18 protein-coding genes are annotated in these 16,868 nt (G+C 74.0%); 14 read left to right on the top strand and 4 right to left on the bottom strand.

The features are described 5' to 3' along the window. Positions 1 to 41: 41 nt before the first annotated feature. The 3 genes from F8568_RS00085 (at position 42) to F8568_RS00075 (ending at position 2,151) form a co-directional block, all read left to right on the top strand. Positions 42 to 623: an RNA polymerase sigma factor gene (locus F8568_RS00085; protein ID WP_151589889.1), complete on the top strand. Its 582-nt coding sequence runs from the start codon at positions 42 to 44 to the stop codon at positions 621 to 623. A 2-nt stretch (positions 624 to 625) separates the two neighbouring features. After that, positions 626 to 1,642, top strand: a complete 1,017-nt coding sequence (locus F8568_RS00080) for an LCP family protein (protein ID WP_151589887.1) — start codon at positions 626 to 628, stop codon at positions 1,640 to 1,642. Between the two features lie 89 nt (positions 1,643 to 1,731). After that, on the top strand, positions 1,732 to 2,151 hold the full coding sequence (locus F8568_RS00075; RefSeq protein ID WP_151589885.1) for a CBS domain-containing protein: 420 nt from the start codon (positions 1,732 to 1,734) through the stop codon (positions 2,149 to 2,151). A 12-nt stretch (positions 2,152 to 2,163) separates the two neighbouring features. Here the strand turns inward: F8568_RS00075 and F8568_RS00070 are convergent, their stop codons facing one another. Further along, the gene (locus tag F8568_RS00070; RefSeq protein ID WP_328600648.1) at positions 2,164 to 3,339 is read right to left on the bottom strand and encodes an aminotransferase class V-fold PLP-dependent enzyme; all 1,176 of its coding nucleotides are present in this window, start codon (positions 3,337 to 3,339) and stop codon (positions 2,164 to 2,166) included. 158 nt (positions 3,340 to 3,497) lie between these two features. Here F8568_RS00070 and F8568_RS00065 point away from each other — a divergent pair, with 158 nt between their 5' ends. The 3 genes from F8568_RS00065 (at position 3,498) to F8568_RS47540 (ending at position 6,071) form a co-directional block, all read left to right on the top strand. Beyond that, a complete protein-coding gene (locus F8568_RS00065) occupies positions 3,498 to 5,381 on the top strand; it encodes an ABC transporter ATP-binding protein (protein WP_151589883.1) in 1,884 nt (627 codons plus the stop codon). 103 nt (positions 5,382 to 5,484) lie between these two features. Beyond that, positions 5,485 to 5,790: a serine hydrolase gene (locus F8568_RS47545; protein ID WP_236008217.1), complete on the top strand. Its 306-nt coding sequence runs from the start codon at positions 5,485 to 5,487 to the stop codon at positions 5,788 to 5,790. Continuing rightward, a complete protein-coding gene (locus F8568_RS47540) occupies positions 5,733 to 6,071 on the top strand; it encodes a beta-lactamase family protein (RefSeq protein ID WP_236008215.1) in 339 nt (112 codons plus the stop codon). Before F8568_RS47545 ends, F8568_RS47540 begins: the two co-directional genes overlap by 58 nt. Positions 6,072 to 6,081: 10 nt before the next feature. On the opposite strand, the gene F8568_RS49285 is transcribed toward F8568_RS47540, so the two are convergent. After that, positions 6,082 to 6,453 (bottom strand): MerR family transcriptional regulator, encoded by a 372-nt coding sequence (locus tag F8568_RS49285; RefSeq protein ID WP_202124330.1) that lies wholly within the window; start codon positions 6,451 to 6,453, stop codon positions 6,082 to 6,084. Between the two features lie 48 nt (positions 6,454 to 6,501). On the opposite strand from F8568_RS49285, the gene F8568_RS00050 reads away from it, so the two are divergent. From F8568_RS00050 to F8568_RS00025, 6 genes are all read left to right on the top strand, one after another. Continuing rightward, the gene (locus F8568_RS00050; protein ID WP_151589881.1) at positions 6,502 to 7,413 is read left to right on the top strand and encodes an NmrA family NAD(P)-binding protein; all 912 of its coding nucleotides are present in this window, start codon (positions 6,502 to 6,504) and stop codon (positions 7,411 to 7,413) included. A 198-nt stretch (positions 7,414 to 7,611) separates the two neighbouring features. Then, a complete protein-coding gene (locus F8568_RS00045) occupies positions 7,612 to 8,412 on the top strand; it encodes an amino acid ABC transporter permease (RefSeq protein WP_328600647.1) in 801 nt (266 codons plus the stop codon). Continuing rightward, positions 8,409 to 9,158: an amino acid ABC transporter ATP-binding protein gene (locus tag F8568_RS00040; protein WP_151589877.1), complete on the top strand. Its 750-nt coding sequence runs from the start codon at positions 8,409 to 8,411 to the stop codon at positions 9,156 to 9,158. Before F8568_RS00045 ends, F8568_RS00040 begins: the two co-directional genes overlap by 4 nt. Positions 9,159 to 9,185: 27 nt before the next feature. Next, entirely contained in the window at positions 9,186 to 10,082 is an 897-nt protein-coding gene (locus F8568_RS00035; protein ID WP_151589875.1) for a substrate-binding periplasmic protein, read from the top strand. Further along, positions 10,079 to 12,010, top strand: coding sequence for a CocE/NonD family hydrolase (locus F8568_RS00030; protein WP_202124329.1), 1,932 nt, complete (start codon positions 10,079 to 10,081; stop codon positions 12,008 to 12,010). Before F8568_RS00035 ends, F8568_RS00030 begins: the two co-directional genes overlap by 4 nt. Positions 12,011 to 12,020: 10 nt before the next feature. Then, on the top strand, positions 12,021 to 13,106 hold the full coding sequence (locus F8568_RS00025) for a DUF5937 family protein (RefSeq protein ID WP_151589873.1): 1,086 nt from the start codon (positions 12,021 to 12,023) through the stop codon (positions 13,104 to 13,106). A gap of 9 nt (positions 13,107 to 13,115) precedes the next feature. Here the strand turns inward: F8568_RS00025 and F8568_RS00020 are convergent, their stop codons facing one another. Continuing rightward, complete coding sequence (locus tag F8568_RS00020) at positions 13,116 to 14,135, bottom strand: YeiH family protein (RefSeq protein WP_151589871.1); 1,020 nt, start codon at positions 14,133 to 14,135, stop codon at positions 13,116 to 13,118. 71 nt (positions 14,136 to 14,206) lie between these two features. Between F8568_RS00020 and F8568_RS00015 the strand changes: the two genes are divergently transcribed. After that, positions 14,207 to 15,115 carry a LysR substrate-binding domain-containing protein gene (locus F8568_RS00015; protein WP_151589869.1) on the top strand — a complete coding sequence of 303 codons (909 nt, stop codon included), beginning with the start codon at positions 14,207 to 14,209 and terminating at the stop codon, positions 15,113 to 15,115. A 10-nt stretch (positions 15,116 to 15,125) separates the two neighbouring features. Continuing rightward, complete coding sequence (locus F8568_RS00010) at positions 15,126 to 15,419, top strand: winged helix-turn-helix transcriptional regulator (RefSeq protein ID WP_151589867.1); 294 nt, start codon at positions 15,126 to 15,128, stop codon at positions 15,417 to 15,419. A gap of 149 nt (positions 15,420 to 15,568) precedes the next feature. Here the strand turns inward: F8568_RS00010 and F8568_RS00005 are convergent, their stop codons facing one another. Further along, on the bottom strand, positions 15,569 to 16,225 hold the full coding sequence (locus F8568_RS00005; protein WP_151589865.1) for a maleylpyruvate isomerase N-terminal domain-containing protein: 657 nt from the start codon (positions 16,223 to 16,225) through the stop codon (positions 15,569 to 15,571). Between the last annotated feature and the right edge of the window lie 643 nt (positions 16,226 to 16,868).

The raw sequence follows: 16,868 nt of genomic DNA, 5'->3' as shown, positions 1-16,868 counted from the left end.
TCCCCCACCAGAAGGCCGGTCCGCATGCCATGGTGTCCGCGATGACCGCACCCTCCACGGTTCCGGACTGCGATGCCGATTTGATCGGGCGGTCGTTGGACGAGCCCGAGGCGTTCGCAGCGTTGTTCGACCGTTACTCCGCGATGCTCTACCGGTACGTGTCGCGCCGGCTGGGGCCGGACGGCGCCGAGGACGTCGTCGGTGAGACGTTCCTCGTCGCCTTCAGCAAGCGGCACCGCTACGACCTGACGCAGCGGGACGCGCGGCCGTGGCTGTTCGGGATCGCGACGAAGCTCGTCGCGCGGCACCACCGGACGGAGGCCGCGCGGTACCGGGCGCTGCGGCGCAGCCCCGTGGACGGCCCGGCCGAGGGCCCCGCGGAGCGGGTCGCGGCCGGGGTGACGGCGTGGGCGTCGCGTCCCGCGCTCGCCGAGGCGCTGGCCGGGCTGCCGCGCCGGGACCTCGACGTCCTGCTGCTCGTGGCGTGGGGTGACTTGGCGTACGAGGAGGTGGCGCGGGCCCTCGGGATACCGGTCGGCACGGTCCGGTCCCGCCTGAACCGGGCGCGGCGCAAGGTGCGCGCGGCGCTCGGCGACACCAACCCGATGGACGAGGAGGAGTGACCGTGGACGACTTGGAACTGCTCCGCGACCTCGGGCGCGAGCTGGGCGACGAGCCGCCTGCGACGCTCGCGCGGCAGCGCGGGCGGCTGCTGGACGCGGCGCGGGGCCGCCGCGGGCTCCGACTGCCCGGCGGGCGCTGGACGGTGCTCGGCGTGGTGGCGGCGGTGACCGCCGCGGCGATCCTGGTGCCTGCGCTGGTGCTGCACGGGCGCGGGGCGCGGCCCGTCGCGTCGAGCACGCCCGGTGCCGGGGCGAAGGCGATGAACATCCTCGTGCTGGGGTCCGACCGGCGTGCGGGTGGCCCGGCGCGGGCGGACACGGTGCTGATGGTGCACCTGCCCGCCGACCGGAAGACGGGGACGGTGGTGAGCATCCCCCGGGACTCGATGATGAGCGTCCCGGCCTGCGAGGGGCCCGGCGGGCGGGCGCTTCCGCCGCGCCGCGCGGTGATCGGCGCGGTCTTCACCGACGGCGGGGCCGCGTGCGTGCGCAAGGCGGTCGAGTCGGCGGCGTCCGTCCCGATCGACAGCACGATCGTGATCGAGTTCTCCGGGTTCAAGGCGATGGTGGACGCGCTCGGCGGGGTGGCGTTCACGCTGCCGAAGGCGGTCACCGACGCGCGGGGGCGGGTGCTGGTGCGGCCGGGGCGGCAGCGCCTGAGCGGGGCGGAGGCGCTGGCGTACGTGCGGGCGCGCCGCGGCTGGGACGACGGGTCGGATCTGGCGCGGGTCCGGCGGCAGCAGGCGCTCATGAAGGCGCTGCTGGACGAGGCGCACGCCGTTCAGCTCAAGAGTCCGATGCGGTTCGCGCGGTTCCTGGCGGCGGCGGCCAGGTCGTTGCGGACGTCCCCGGCGCTGGACCTGAAGGCGATGGAGTCGCTCGCCCGGAGCCTGCGCGACCTGGACCCCGGACGGGTCGGCTACACGACGGTGCCGGTGCGTCCGGCGCCGGGCGATCCGAACCGGCTGGTGTGGGCGCCGTCGGGGGCCCGGACGGTGTTCGCGCCGTTCCGGAGGTAGCGCCCGGCCCAGCGGGGCCCGATGAGTGGGGGCCGTCCTGCCGGGTAGGGCCGCAACTCCCGGCAGGACGACCACGAGGGGTGTGTGCAATGGCCACGAAGATCCGCGACGTCATGACCGGCTCGCCGACGTCGGTGTCCCCGGAGCTCGACCTGGTCACGGTGGCGCGGGCGATGCGCGACGAGGACATCGGCACGGTGCTCGTCGCCGATGGCGACGAGCTGCTGGGCGTGGTCACCGACCGCGACCTGGTGGTGCGCGGGCTCGCCGCGGGCGGCGACCCGGCGCGGGCCGCGATCGGCGGTCTGGCCAGCAGCGTCACCGCGACGATCGGGCCGGACGACTCGCTCGACAAGGCCGCGCAGATCATGCGGGAGCGGTCCGTGCGGCGGCTGCCCGTCCTGGAGGACGGGCGTCCCGTCGGGATCGTCTCCATCGGCGACCTCGCGATGGAGAAGGACTCCGCGTCGGCGCTCGCCGACATCAGCGCCGCCCGGCCCAACACCTGACGGGCGGGGCTGCTAGGGGAGGGCCGCGAGCAGGCGCTCCAGGTCCTCTTCGGTGTTGTAGTAGTGCACGGAGGCCCGCACGGCGGCGTCGAGGCCGTGCGGGTCGTACCCGTGGGCACGCGGCTGCGCCACGCTGACGTTGACGTCGCGGGCCCGTGCCGCCGCCTTGACCGCGCCGGCCGCGTGGCCGTCCACGGTGAAGGTGACGATGCCGGACGGGTGCTCGCCGCGGTCGAGGACGGTCAGCCCGGGCCGGCCGGCCAGCATCCGCCGCAGCGATGCGGCGAGCGAGGTGACGCGCTCCTCGATCGCGGTGATGCCGAGCGCGGAGGCGTAGTCGGCGGCGGCGGCGAGCCCGATCTGCCCGGCGACGTACCGCTCCCAGGTCTCGAAGCGGCGCGCGTCGCCACGGATCTCGTAGCCGTCCGGCGCCTTCCACTCGGCGGCGGTCAGGTCCAGGAACGGCGGTTCCAGCGTCCGGGCGATCTCCCGCCGGACGTACAGGAAGCCGGTGCCGCGCGGCCCGCGCAGGTACTTGCGGCCCGTGGCGGACAGCATGTCGCAGCCGATCAAGGTGACGTCCAGGGCGAGGTGCCCGACGGACTGGCAGGCGTCCAGCAGGTAGAGGACGCCGTGCTCGCGGCACAGCCGCCCGACCTCCGCGGCCGGGTTGACGAGCCCGTTGCAGGTCGGGATGTGGTTGAGCGAGACGAGCCGCACGGCGCCCTTGGCCAGTTCCGCTTCGAGCGCGTCCAGGGCCAGCGTGCCGTGCGCGTCGTCGGGGATCACCTCGACACGCGCGCCCTTGGCGGCGGCGACCTGCTGGTAGGCGATCGCGTTGCTGGAGTACTCGCTGGTGGTGGTGAGGATGCGGTCGCCCTCGGCGAACGGGATCGCGTAGAAGGCCATGTCCCAGGCCCGCGTCGCGTTCTCGACGTAGGCGATCTCGTCCGCGCGCGCGCCGATCAGCCCTGCGACCGCGCCGTAGAAGTGCTCGACGGCGTCGGCCCTCAGCTCCGCCGCCTCGTAGCCGCCGATCGTCGTCTCCAGCGCGAAGTGCTCCGCGACCGCCTCGATGACCGGCGCGGGCGGCAGCGCGGCGCCGGCGTTGTTCAGGTGCGCCACCCGCGCGCAGCCGGGCGTGTCCGCCCGGGCCTTCTCGACGTCGATCCCGCTGCCGGTCCCCACGGTGCTCCCCTCCGCCGTCGATCACTCGGATTATCGGTGACCGACGCCGGATTGTCGTACCCGCGCGCGACGATGGCCCCGCCGACGACTTGACCTCAATGAATGTTGAGGTTTCAGGATGGGGCTCCCGAGCCGACGACGACTGAGGACCGCCCGACATGGACATGGAAGTCACCGCGTGGATGTCGCTGCACCACGCCATGAACGCCCAGGACGACCGCCGGCCGTTCTCGAAGGCGACGCTGCGCCGGATCGCCGCCTTCGCCCGCCCCCACCGCCGGCCCCTGTACGCGTTCCTGCTGCTCAGCGTGGTGATGGCGGTGCTCGCCGTGGCGACCCCCGTGCTCGCCGGACGGGTGGTGAACGCGATCGTCGACCGGTCCGCGACGTCCACCGTGGTCGGGCTGGCCGTGCTGATCGCGGGCCTGGCGGTCGCCGAGGGCGGGCTCGGCCTCGCCAACCGGTGGCTGTCGGCCCGCATCGGCGAGGGCCTCATCCTCGACCTGCGGACCGCCGTCTTCGACCACGTCCAGCGGATGCCGGTCGCGTTCTTCACCCGCACCCGCACCGGCGCGCTCGTCAGCCGGCTCAACAACGACGTGATCGGCGCGCAGCGCGCGTTCAGCGACACGCTGTCCGGCGTGGTCAGCAACCTGGTGACGCTGCTGCTGACGTTCGCCGTCATGGTCGGCATCTCCTGGCAGGTCACGCTGCTCGCGCTGCTGCTCCTGCCGGTCTTCGTGCTGCCCGCCCGCCGGATGGGCACCCGCCTCGCCGGGCTGGAGCGCGAGGCCGCCCGGCACGACGCCGCGATGAGCACCCAGATGACCGAGCGGTTCTCCGCGCCCGGCGCCACCCTGGTCAAGCTGTTCGGCCGGCCCGACCGCGAGTCCGCCGAATTCGCCGCGCGCGCCCGCCGCGTCCGCGACATCGGCGTCCGCACCGCGATGGTGCAGCACGTGTTCATCACCGCGCTGACCATGGTGTCCGCGCTGGCCCTCGCCCTCGTCTACGGCCTCGGCGGCTGGCTGTCGCTGCGCGGCCACCTCGACGCCGGCGCCGTCGTCGCCCTCGCGCTGCTGCTCACCCGGCTGTACGCGCCGCTGACCGCGCTCGCCAGCGCCCGCGTCGAGGTGATGAGCGCGCTGGTCAGCTTCGAGCGCGTCTTCGAGGTGCTCGACCTGCGCCCGCTCGTCGCCGAGAAGCCCGAGCCGCGGGCCGTCCCGGACGGTCCCGTCGCGGTCGAGTTCGACGGCGTCACCTTCGCCTACCCGGCCGCCGACAAGGTCTCCCTCGCCTCGCTGGAGGAGGTCGCGACGCTCGACACCCGCGGCGGCGTCGACGTCCTGCACGAGGTGTCGTTCCGCGCCGAGCCCGGGCAGATGGTCGCGCTCGTCGGCTCGTCCGGCGCCGGCAAGTCCACGATCGCGCAGCTGCTGCCGCGCCTGTACGACGCCGACTCCGGCACCGTCCGGCTCGGCGGCGTCGACGTCCGCGACCTGTCGTTCGCCTCGATCCGCGCGACGCTCGGCATGGTCACCCAGGACGGGCACCTGTTCCACGAGTCGATCCGCGACAACCTGCTGCTCGCCCGCCCCGAGGCCACCGAGGACGAGCTGTGGGACGTGCTGCGCCGCGCCCGCCTCGACGCGCTGATCGAGGGCCTGCCGGACGGCCTCGACACGATCGTCGGCGAGCGCGGCTACCGGCTGTCGGGCGGCGAGCGGCAGCGGCTCACCATCGCGCGGCTGCTGCTGGCCCGCCAGCGCGTCGTCATCCTCGACGAGGCGACCGCGCACCTGGACTCCACGTCCGAGGCCGCCGTCCAGGAGGCCCTCGCCGAGGCGCTCGACGGGCGCACCGCCGTGGTGATCGCGCACCGGCTGTCCACCGTCCGCGCCGCCGACCTGATCCTGGTCGTCGAGGAGGGCCGGATCGTCGAGCGCGGCACTCACGACGAGCTGCTCGCCGCGGGCGGCCGCTACGCCGACCTGTACGAGACCCAGTTCGACACCCGCCCGCCCCTCGAACCCGTCGGCTGAACCCGCCGCCCGAATCCGGCGCGGCGGCGATGAGTTCCGGGCCGCCGGACGGTCATACCCGCAAGAGCCGACCTACCTGCAAGAGCCGACGCGAGGAGCGACGATGAGCGACAACGGCGGGTTCTCCGCGCCGGGGCTGGACCGGATGCGCCGGGTGATGACCGGTTTCGTCGACCGCGGCGAGCTGCCCGGGCTGGTCGCGCTCGTCCACCGGCGCGGCCACACGCACGTGATCGAGGCGGGCACCCTCGAGGCGGGCGGGGGCGCCCCGATGCGGCGCGACACCCTCTTCCGGATCGCGTCGCTCACCAAGGCGGTCACCGCCGCCGCCGCGATGATCCTGGTCGAGGAGTGCCGGCTCCGCCTGGCCCGGGCGGGCGGCTGCTGTCGCGGCCGTCCGTCGAGCTGATGACCACCGACCGGCTGACGCCGGAGCAGAAGGCGGGCAACGGGCTCTTCCTCGGCTCGGGCGGCTGGGGCTTCGGCCTCGCCGTCGACGGCCGCCGCGAGGACCTGTTCGTCCGCCCCGGCCGGTTCGGCTGGACGGGCGGGCGCGGCACGTCCGCCTACGCCGACCCCGGCGAGGACATGATCGGCGCCGTCTTCACCCAGCGCGCCATGACCTCCCCGCAGCCGCCGCACCACTTCCAGGACTTCTGGACCACCGCCTACGCCGCCATCGACGACTAGCGGCCCCCGGTCAGGCTCCGCGGACGAAGGCCGCGCAGTCCGGGCAGTCGTCGAGATACCGATGCCGGCACTCGGCGGTGTGCCGCAGGAAGGTGATCGCCTGCAGTCTCCGGGCGACCTCGCCTTCGAGATCGGCGATCTTCGCCTGCACGACCGCCTGCGCCGCCGACTTCTCCGGCGCCATCGCCGCGATGACCTCAGGCAGCGACAGCCCGACGCGCCGCAGTTTGAGGACCGTGCGCGCCTGCTCCACGGCCTCGTCGTCGTAGACGCGGTAGCCGTTGCGGTCGCGGCGCACGGTGAGCGCCCCGACGTCCTCCCAGTGCCGCAGCACGTGGGCCTCGATGCCGAGTTCCGCGGCCACCGCTCCGATCGTCTTCACCACACGCGCCTTGCCTTCATGTCGACCTGAACCTCTAGCGTCCCGATCATGCCTGACAACTCCGGCCCCACGGGCTCCCCTCACCGTCCGACGATCCTGGTCACCGGTGCGACCGGCAACCTCGGCCGTGAGGTCGCCGGCCGTCTCTCCGCACACGGCGCGCGCGTGAAACGCCTCGTGCGCGGCCTGGGCGATCAGCGCGGTCAGCGCAGCGGGCGGCCCGGAGCCGAACGGGTGGTCGGCGACCTCACCGCCCCTGCCGCCATGCGCGCGGCTCTCCGGGGCGTCGACGCCGTGTTCCTGATCTGGCCGCTGCTCGACTCCGCCCCTGCCCGGGCCCTGGTCGCGGAACTCGCCGCGGCGGCACCCCGCGTCGTCTACCTGTCCTCGACGGCCATCGACGACGAGGCCGTCCGCCAGAGTGATCCCATCGTCCAGGTGCACGCGGACATGGAAGCCCTGCTCGGCGATGCCGGTCTGCGCCCCCTGGTGCTGCGCAGCGACACGCTGGCGTCCAACGCCCGTGGCTGGGCACCTCAGCTGCGGGCGGGCGACGTGGTGTCGGGCCCGGACATCGCGCGCACGGCCGTCGTCGACGAGCGCGATGTCGCCGATGCGGCGGTGGCCGTCCTGCTCGGACACCGCGGCCGGCTCGGGCACGGACCGTACCTGCTCACGGGGCCCGAGATACTGACCCGCGCCGACCAGGTCGCCCTCCTCGGCACCGCGCTCGGGCGCCGGCTGCGCTTCCGGGCGGTCGCCGCCGACCTCGCGCGGTCACGGATGCTCGCGGACGGACGTCCCGAGCGGCTGGTGGAGGCGCTGGTCGCCGCCTCGCTGCACCGCCCGGCGTCGAGCCGGACCACCGATCATGTCGAGCGCCTGACCGGCCGGCCCGCCGGAACCTTCGCGAGGTGGGCCGCCGACCACGCGGCCGAGTTCGGCGGCGCGCGGGGCTGACCGCCGCCGCGCACCGATATGAGGGTGCGGCCAATGATTAACGCGTTGGCGCAACGATCCTGTTCAGTCGCCTACCCTGCCCCTAATGTGAGCGCACCGGCGACGCCCGTCCGAGGCGGACGCGGGGTCGGCCGAGGGCCGCCGGACGGCCGGCCGGTGCGCCGGGCCGCCGGTGGACGCCGAGAGATCGGAGCGAGTGTGAGCGACTTCCTGCATACGTTCTTCGACTGGTCGGAGATCCGCGGCGCCCTGCCGACGCTGCTGACCGAGGGGCTGCGCAACACGCTGCTGATCGCGGTGCTGGCCATCCTGTTCGGCCTGGTCGCCGGCGTGCTGCTGGCGGTGCTGCTGCTGTCGCGGCGGCGGCTGGTGCGGCTGCCCGCCCGGCTCTACGTGGACGTCTTCCGCGGGCTGCCGGCGATCGTGACGGTCAGCCTGATCGGGCTCGGGCTGCCCGCCGCGGGGGTCCGGCCGTTCGGCCGCAACCCGCTCGGCTACGCGGTCATCGCGGTCGGGCTGATCTCCGCGGCGTACTGCGCGGAGATCTTCCGGTCCGGGATCCAGGCGGTGCCGCCCGGGCAGCTGCAGGCGGGCCGCAGCCTCGGGATGACCTACCTGAAGACGATGCGGCTGGTCGTGGTCCCGCAGGGGATCCGGAACGTGCTGCCCGCCCTCGCCGGGCAGTTCATCGTCGACATCAAGGAGAGCTCGCTGGTCTACCTGCTCGGCCTCGGCGTCGGGCAGCGGGAGCTGTACTTCATCGCGCAGGAGCGGCAGGCCGCGAGCTACAACGCGTCCGCGCTGGTCGCGGCCGGGCTCTGCTACCTCGTGATCACGATCCCGCTGACCTACCTCGTCAACTGGCTGGACCGGCGGATGCGCGAGGGCGGCGGGCGCGGCGCGCGGCGGCCGGCGGCCCTCGCGCAGGAGGACGGGACCGGTACCGCGGGCGCCGCGGGCGAGCTGACCGCGGGCGCCGCGGTGAAGGAGCGGGCATGACGACGGCGACGCAGGCGCAGACGGCCATCAGCGTCCGGGACCTGCGCAAGTCCTACGGCGACACCGAGGTCCTGCGCGGGGTGAGCTTCGACGTGGCGCCGAGCGAGGTGCTGTGCGTGCTCGGCCGGTCCGGGTCCGGCAAGTCGACGATGCTGAAGTGCCTGAACCTGCTGGAGAGCCCCACGTCCGGCACCGTGGTCGTGAACGGGACGGCCCTCACCGACCCCAAGGTCGACGTGGACGCCGCCCGCACGAAGATCGGCATGGTCTTCCAGCACTTCAACCTGTTCGGGCACCTGAACGTGCTGGACAACGTCACCCTCGCGCTGCGGCACGTCCGCGGGACGGGCAGGGCGGAGGCCGAGGAGATCGGGCACGCGCAGCTCGCGCGGCTCGGGCTCGGGCATCTGGCCCGGCAGCGGCCCGCGAACCTGTCCGGCGGGCAGCAGCAGCGCGTCGCGATCGCCCGCAGCCTCGCGATGCGCCCCGAGGTGATGCTCTTCGACGAGGCGACCTCCGCGCTCGACCCGGAGCTGGTCGGCGACGTCCTCGCGGTGATGCGCGAGCTGGCCGGGACCGGAATGACGATGGTCGTCGTCACGCACGAGATCGGGTTCGCCCGCGAGGCCGCCGACCGCGTGATGTTCATGGACGACGGGCTGATCGCCGAGGAGGGCGAGGCCCGCGCCGTGCTCGACGCCCCGTCCAGCCCGCGGTTCCGCGAGTTCCTTTCCAAGGTCCTCTGACACCCCCACGAGAAGGCAGGACAGCAGATGAACAAGGCTTTCGGCGTCCGCTTCGCGGCGGGCGGCGCGGTCGCCGCGGCGGCCCTGACGCTCGCCGGCTGCGGCGGCGGCTCCGGCACGGACGGCAAGTACGGGCTGGAGGAGTCCGGCACCGTCCTCGCGGCGGTCTCCACCGACCAGCCGCCGTTCGCGACCGCCGACAAGGGCGGCAAGCCGCAGGGCTTCATCATCGACCTCACCGACGAGGTCGCCAAGCGGCTGAAGCTGAAGGTGCAGTACAAGGCGAGCACGGTCCCGGCGGCGCTGCAGGGCCTGTCGTCCGGCCAGTACGACCTGGCGGCGAGCGGGCTCGGCGTCACGGCGGAGCGGCAGAAGCAGGTGTCGTTCACCAAGGGCGTCTACTGGAGCACCACGACCGTCCTGACCCGCAAGGACTCCACCGCCACCAAGCTCACCGACTTCTCCGGAAAGCGGGTCGGCGACATCACCGGCGCCGTCCAGCAGGAGTTCGTGAAGTCGAAGATGCCGGGCGCGAAGCAGGTCCAGTTCCAGAACCAGAACTCGGCGGTCTCGCAGCTGCTGTCGGGCAACCTTGACGCGTTCGTCGTCGGCGGCCCGGACGCCGACGCCTACCTGAAGAAGTACGGCACCCTCAAGCCCGCGGTGTCGGCGCCCGTCGACCACCCCACCGCCATGGCCGTGCAGAAGAAGAACACCAAGTTCCAGCAGGCCTTCGACGCGCAGCTCGGCGCGATGGTCCAGGACGGCACCTTCCTGAAGATCTACAAGAAGTGGTTCGTCGAGGCGCCGCGTCCGGAGCTGGTGAAGATCTGGCCCGCGCTCGGCTCCCAGACCGGCGGGAACGGCCAGGCCGCCGCGGGCGCCCAGGACGGCGGGAACGGGCAGGGCGGCTCCTCTTCATGACGGTGATGGAATCGGGGGCCGTCGCCGAGGAGGCGGAGGAGATCACGCTGCCGGACGGCGGGTCGGTGTGGCGGCGCGTCGTGCGCACCGCCATGCGCGACGGCGCCGTCCTGGTGGCCGACCTGTACAGCGCCGACCGCGAGCCGGCGGCGCGGCCCGTCCTGCTGGAACGCACCCCGTACGGGCGGCGGGCGCGGCGCGAGTCCGACGGCCTGGACCGCCGCGGCGAGCCGGTGTTCCCGGACCGGTCCGCGGCGATCTTCGTCGGGCACGGGTACAACGTCGTCCGCCAGGACTGCCGGGGGAGGGGCGACTCCGAGGGCCGGTTCGTCAAGTACCTCGGCGAGGCCGAGGACGGCTACGACACCGTCGAGTGGATCGGCGCGCAGCCCTGGTGCGACGGCCGCGTCGCCACCACCGGCGTGTCGTACTCCGCGCACGTGCAGACCGCGCTGGCCGCGCTGTCGCCGCGCCACCTCGCCGCGATGTTCGTCGACTCCGGCGGCTTCGCCAGCGCGTACGAGGCGGGCATCCGGATGGGCGGCGCGTTCGAGCTGAAGCAGGCGACGTGGGCGTACCGGCACGCGCTGAACAGCCCCGCCGCGCACCGCGACCCCGTCGTCCGGGCGTCGCTGCAGTCGCAGGACCTGCCCGCCTGGTTCCGCGCGATGCCGTGGCGGCGCGGCGCGTCCCCGCTGCGCGCCGTCCCCGAGTACGAGGAGTACCTGCTCGAGCAGTGGGAGCACGGCGCGTTCGGCGAGTTCTGGCAGCGGCTCGGCCTGTTCGGGCGCGGCTCCTACGACCGGTTCCCGGACGTGCCGAGCCTGCACATGGTCAGCTGGTACGACCCGTACGTCCTGACCGCCGTGGAGAACTTCCGCGCGCTGACCGAGGCGAAGTCCAGCCCCGCGTACCTGGTCGTCGGGCCGTGGACGCACGGCGCCCGCAGCGTCCGGTACTCCGGCGACGTCGACTTCGGGCCCCGCGCCGTCCTGGACGGTAACCTCGCCCCCGACTACTGGGAGTTCCGCGCCCGCTGGCTCGCCCGCCACCTCGGCGACGCGTCCGGTGATGGCGGTGCGGAGGAGGACTTCCCGCGCGTCCAGTACTTCCTGATGGGCGGCGGCAGCGGCCGGCGCAACGAGGACGGGCGCCTCGAACACGGCGGGCGGTGGCGCACCGCCGCCACCTGGCCGCCGCAGGACGCGACCGCCGTCCGCCTCTACCTGCGGCAGGACGGGTCCCTCACCGCGAGCCCGCCGCAGGACGGCGCCGACGACCGGCTCGAGTACGACTTCGACCCGGCGAACCCCGTCCCGACGATCGGCGGGCAGATCACCTCCGGCGAGCCCGTCATGCACGGCGGCGCGTTCGACCAGTGCCCGACCGACGGCACCTTCGGCTGCGAACCGCCGCACCTGCCGCTGGCGGCCCGCCCCGACGTGCTGGTCTTCCAGACCGAGCCGCTGGCGGAGGACGTCGCGATCGCCGGGCCGGTCCGGGTGCGGCTGTCGGTGGCGTCGAGCGCGCCGGACACCGACTTCACCGTCCGGCTCATCGACGTCCACCCGCCGAACGCCGACTATCCCAACGGCTACGCGATGAACCTCACCGACGGGATCCTGCGCTGCCGGTACCGGAACTCGTTCACCGACCCCGAGCCGATGCGGCCCGGCACCGTCTACGAGATCACCGTGACGGCGCCGGACACCGCGAACCTGTTCGCCGAGGGCCACCGCATCCGGCTGGACGTGTCGTCGAGCAACTTCCCGCGCTTCGACGTCAACCCGAACACCGGCGGGCCGGAGGCGGCGGCGCGGCGGCGCGTCGTGGCCGTCAACGAGGTGCACCTGTCGCCGCAGCACCCGTCGTGGCTGTCGGTGCACGTCCTCGGCGACGGGTCCGGGGCCGGGCCCGGCCGCGGCTAGGATTCGGGCCATGGTCGTCACGCTCGACGTGGACGGGGCGCAGGCGTCGCACTTCGCGGTGGGGACGTCGCCGCTGGCCGAGCTGATGGCGTGCCTGCACACCCTCGCCGAGCCCGAGCACCATCCCGAGTCGCGGGCATGGCTCGCCCGCACCCGGGAGGCGCTGCCGGAGCCGCTCGTCCAGGAGCTGAACCGGTTCGCGCCGCTGTGGGCCCGCTACCGCTGCCGGCTGCTCCTGCCGATGCGCCGGCCGCTGGACCGCGAACTGTCCGCCGAGCTGGACGGGCTCGCTCGTCTGGACACCGGCGAGTTCACCCGGCTCGCGGCGTTCGCGATCCGCGGGCTGACGTTCCCGGGCGCGGACCGGCTGGACGACCCGGCGGCGCGGCGCGCGTTCGTCAAGGCCAGCGAGCGCCGCTCGTTCTCGCGCGGCGAGCTCGCCCGCGCCCTCGTCGAGGACCCGGACGGCTTCCGGGAACGCCTCGCCGACACCCTCGAACGCTGCGCCGCCGCGTTCTTCGACGCCGAATGGCGCCGCATCGGGCCGCGGCTGAAGGACACCGCCGCGCCCGTCCGCGAGCAGCTCCGCAAGGAGTCCGCGCTGACCGTGCTGACCTCGGTCAGCCCGACCGCCACCGTCACCGAGCAGCCCGCCCGCGTCCACTACGACAAGCTCCAGTCGGCGACGGGCAAGGTCGCCGAGCACGGCTGCTTCCTCGTCCCGACCCTGCACGGCTGGCCGCACCTCATCCTCAAGACCGGGGACGACCGGCTGCCGCTCGTCGTCCACTTCATCGCCGGGGACTGGGAGCAGCGCCCGTCCGCCCGGCAGTCCCTCATCCGCGACCGGCTCGCCGCGATCTCCGAGCCGGGCCGGTTCGAGATGTGCCGGCACCTGCTCGGCGAACCCATCACCACCTCCGAGCTGGCGCAGCGGACGGGCATCTCCGAGCCGCAGGTGTCCCGGCACCTGCGCCGGCTGCGGGAGGTCGGGCTCATCACGTCCCGCCGCGAAGGCCGCATGATCTACCACCGGCTGCACGCGCAGCTCCTGCTGTCGCTCGGCTCCGACGTGCTGACCACCGTCATGCGCTGAGGCGCCCGGTCAGCGCGGGACGAGGGTGAGCGCGGAGAGCGAGACCGTCCCTACCAGCAGGGTCGACAGGGCGCCGAGGACGAGCCCGCGCCGTCCCGTCCGCACCAGCTCCCTGACGCGCACCGCCGAGCCGAGGCCGAACATCGCCGCCGCCAGCAGCACCGTCGAGACGTCCTTCGCACCCGTCAGCACCGGGCCCGGGACCACGCCGGCGCTGCGCAGCGCCAGAAGCACCAGGAACCCGACGACGAACAGCGGCACGATCGGCGGCCGCCTCCCCTCCGCCTGGACGCCCCGGCGCCGCTCCACCACGCCCATTCCCGCGACCATCGGCGCCAGCAGCACCACCCGGGTCAGCTTCACGACCACCGCCGTCCCGACCGCCGCCGCACCCGCCGGCGACGCCGCCGCCACCACCTGCGCGACCTCGTGGACGCTCAGCCCCGCCCACATCCCGAGCGTCTCCCGGTCCAGCCCGAACACGTGCGTCCCGAGGAACGGGACGGCCACGATCGCCGCGCTGCCGTAGATGGTCACGAGCGTCACGCCGGTCGCGACGTCCTCCCTGCGGCTGCGCGCCACGCTGTCCATCGCCGCGATCGCCGAAGCGCCGCAGATCGAGAACCCCGTCGCCACCATCAGCGCCGGCCCCGCCGGCACCCCGACCAGCCGGCCGAGCGCCAGCGTCCCCGCGAACCCCGCCAGGACCGTGACCGCCACCACCGCCAGCATCCCCGGCCCGAGCCGCAGCACCTCCCCGACGCTGAGCTGCAGGCCCAGCAGCACCACCCCGGCCCGCAGGAACCTCCGCGTCGCCCACCGCAGCCCGTACGCCGTGGCCTCCGGCAGCGCCCCGCCGACCAGCACGCCGAGCAGCACCGCCATCGTCAGCGCGCTCAACGCCGGCACCCACCCGTTGATCACCATCGCCGCCGCCGCGCCCGCCGCCGCCACCGCGACCCCCGGCCCCGTCCGCCTCGTCCACGGGCGCACCCGCTCCGGCCGCACCGCCTCCGCCGTTGTGCTCATGCGACCGACCCTCCGGCACCCCCGGCCGCGCCGGAAGCGGGCGATCCGGCCTCACGTCATAACCTGAGGGCATGGCACAACCCCCGGACCTGGAATCGCTCCAGCTGCTCGTGCACGTCGCCGACCAGGGCAGCCTCACCGCCGCGGCCGCCGAACTCGGCATCAGCCAGCCCTCGGCCAGCAAGCGGCTGTCCCGGCTGGAGCGCCGGCTCGGGCTGCGCCTCCTCGACCGCACCCGCCGCGGCTCCGCCCTCACCCCCGACGGCGCCCTCGTCACCGGCTGGGCGCGCCGTGTCCTCGACGACCTCACCGCCCTCACCGACGGCGCCGCCGCGCTCCACCGCGCCCGCACCGCGCAGCTGTCCGTCGCGGCCAGCCTCACCGTCGCCGAGTACCTGCTGCCCGGCTGGCTCGGCGACCTCCGCCGCGCCGACCCCGGCCTGCACGTCGGCCTCCAGGTCACCAACTCCGCCCGGGTCTGCGACCTCGCCCGGCACGGCGAGGTCGACCTCGGCTTCATCGAGTCGCCCGGCCGGCCGTCCGGGCTCCGCTCCCGCGCCGTCGCGGGCGACCGGCTCGTCCTCGTCGCGCCGCCCGACCACCGCTGGACGCGGCGCCACCGCCCCGTCGACCCGGCCGAGGTCGCCGCCACCCCGCTGATCAGCCGGGAGGCCGGCTCCGGCACCCGGCAGGCCGCCGCGCAGGCGTTCGCCGCGCACGGCCTGCAGCCCGTCCCGCCGCTGCTGGAACTCGGGTCGAGCATCGCCGTCCGCAACGCGGTCGCCGCCGCCGCCGGGCCCGCCCTGATCAGCGAGCTCGTCGTGGCCGCCGACCTCGCCGCCGGCACCCTCACCGAGATCGAGATCGCCGGCATGACGGTGGAACGGTCCCTGCGCGCCGTCTGGCGGACCGGCACCGACCTCAGCGGCCCCGCCGCCGCGCTCCTCGCCCGCGCCCGCCGCCCCGCCGGGAAGGCGTAACCTCCCGGACGTGGTCGCCTACGACGTGTTCCTCGCCGACTGTCCCGCGCCGATCTCCGACACCTGGTCCGTCGTCGTGATCACCGCCCTCGGCTCCGGCCCCGCCCGGTACGGCGAGCTCCGCGCGAAGATCGGCGGGATCAGCAACAAGATGCTCGCCCGGACCCTGCGCCGCCTCGCCGGCAACGGCCTCGTCGAGCGGCGCGAGCTGCGCACCGCCCCACCGACCTCGGACGCAATCGGCGCGCTGTCCCGCTGGGCGGAGGAGAACACCGACGCACTGCTCGCCGCCCGCTCCGCCTAGAAACCCCACGGCCCGCGGAACCCGACAGCAGGCCGCCACGAAGATCGCTGATCCCTCGCCGCCGACCGGATCCGACGACGTCATGACCGGCGGCCGCACGCCGAGGCGCTCGCCCGGCCCGCACCACCTCGCGCTGAGCGGGCGGCCGCTCAGCCGAGGATGAACGGCACCTTCGCGGCGAGCCCGCCCAGCGCGTCCTTCTCCGCCCCCGACGCCGCCCGCCGTCCCGTACCGACCAGCAGCGCGTCCGTGTCGGAGAACGATGCGGGGAAAGCCGCCCCGGCGATCCCCTCCAGCAACGCCCGCGCCGCCGCGAGCGCCTCCGCCGGAGGCCCCGCAACGGACGGCAGGTACGCAACGAGATCGAGGTGATGCAGCGTCCATTCCAGGACGTACGCCGACAGGTAGTCCGCGACCGTCAGCACCTTGTCCTGCGTGCTCACCCGCGCCGCCCGATCGGCCAGCCCCGCCGCCCGCCCCGCCGCGGACCCGACGTCGTCGAGATGGAACTTCAGCCACCGCGGCTCGCTGTACGCCGCGGCAAGCCGCGGAATCAGCGCGTCGAGCGGATCGTCGCCCGTCGGCGGCTCATCGGCGACGTCCCAGTAGGACACCGCGTCCGCGGTCGGCTCCGCCGCGGCGGGCGTGACCAGCGTGATCAGGACGTCCTGCGCGTCGATCACCAGGTGGCACGCGAGGTCCCGCACGAGCCACCCGGCACACCCCGACGGCCGCTCGAAGTCCTCGTCGGAAAGACCGTCCACCGCCGCGAGCAATGCCGTCCACGAGCTCTCGAAAAGATCCACCCGCCGCACGCTAGCCCCGCCCGTCACCCTCGACCAAACCCTCAACCAGGAGAACCCAGGCGCTCAAGAGGAAGAGGGGCGGGGGCCAGGCTTCATGCCGGTGAGCCGCGGGGTGGTCTTCAGGGGTGATCGAATGGTCTTAGGAGGCGTTGCGGTCGCTCTGCATGATCCTGGTGCCCTGCAAGAGGAGCGTTCGGGTGCTCTTTTTCAGGGGCGCTCGGATGCTCTTCAGGCTGTTCGGGCGCGTCGGCAGGAGGGTATTCGGGTGCGCCGGTGGGAGGGGTGTTCGCGCGCGTCGGTGGGAGTGGTGTTCGCGCGCGTCGGTGGGAGGGGTGTTCGCGCGCGTCGGTGGGAGGGGCGTTCGGGCGCGTCGGTAGGAGGGGGTGTTCAGGGCGCGTCGGCGGGTGGGTGTTCGGGCGCGCAGGCGCATCGGGCGCATCAGGGGCATCGGTATCAGGCGCATCGGAAGCATCAGGCGCATCAATCGGGCGCATCGGGCGTATCGGGCGCGTCGGTGGGAGGGGTGTTCGGATGCGTCGGTGGGAGGGGTGTTCGGGTGGTGGGGTGGCGCTTGCGTACGGGGCCGCCCCTCCAAAGTCAAGGGCGCCTTCGGCGTCGCTACGCGATGGACTTCGTCCACCCT

Origin of the sequence: Actinomadura physcomitrii, assembly GCF_008923205.2 — a bacterium.
Taxonomy (GTDB): domain Bacteria; phylum Actinomycetota; class Actinomycetes; order Streptosporangiales; family Streptosporangiaceae; genus Spirillospora; species Spirillospora physcomitrii.
This window is presented reverse-complemented; position numbering and strand designations above follow the sequence as displayed.

Coding starts and splice junctions, on each gene's coding strand:
- F8568_RS00085 (WP_151589889.1), top strand. CDS start 42: ATGACCGCACCCTCCACGGTTCCGGACTGCGATGCCGATTTGATCGGG.
- F8568_RS00075 (WP_151589885.1), top strand. CDS start 1,732: ATGGCCACGAAGATCCGCGACGTCATGACCGGCTCGCCGACGTCGGTG.
- F8568_RS00065 (WP_151589883.1), top strand. CDS start 3,498: ATGGACATGGAAGTCACCGCGTGGATGTCGCTGCACCACGCCATGAAC.
- F8568_RS47545 (WP_236008217.1), top strand. CDS start 5,485: ATGAGCGACAACGGCGGGTTCTCCGCGCCGGGGCTGGACCGGATGCGC.
- F8568_RS00050 (WP_151589881.1), top strand. CDS start 6,502: ATGCCTGACAACTCCGGCCCCACGGGCTCCCCTCACCGTCCGACGATC.
- F8568_RS00040 (WP_151589877.1), top strand. CDS start 8,409: ATGACGACGGCGACGCAGGCGCAGACGGCCATCAGCGTCCGGGACCTG.
- F8568_RS00035 (WP_151589875.1), top strand. CDS start 9,186: ATGAACAAGGCTTTCGGCGTCCGCTTCGCGGCGGGCGGCGCGGTCGCC.
- F8568_RS00030 (WP_202124329.1), top strand. CDS start 10,079: ATGACGGTGATGGAATCGGGGGCCGTCGCCGAGGAGGCGGAGGAGATC.
- F8568_RS00025 (WP_151589873.1), top strand. CDS start 12,021: ATGGTCGTCACGCTCGACGTGGACGGGGCGCAGGCGTCGCACTTCGCG.
- F8568_RS00020 (WP_151589871.1), bottom strand. CDS start 14,135: ATGAGCACAACGGCGGAGGCGGTGCGGCCGGAGCGGGTGCGCCCGTGG.
- F8568_RS00015 (WP_151589869.1), top strand. CDS start 14,207: ATGGCACAACCCCCGGACCTGGAATCGCTCCAGCTGCTCGTGCACGTC.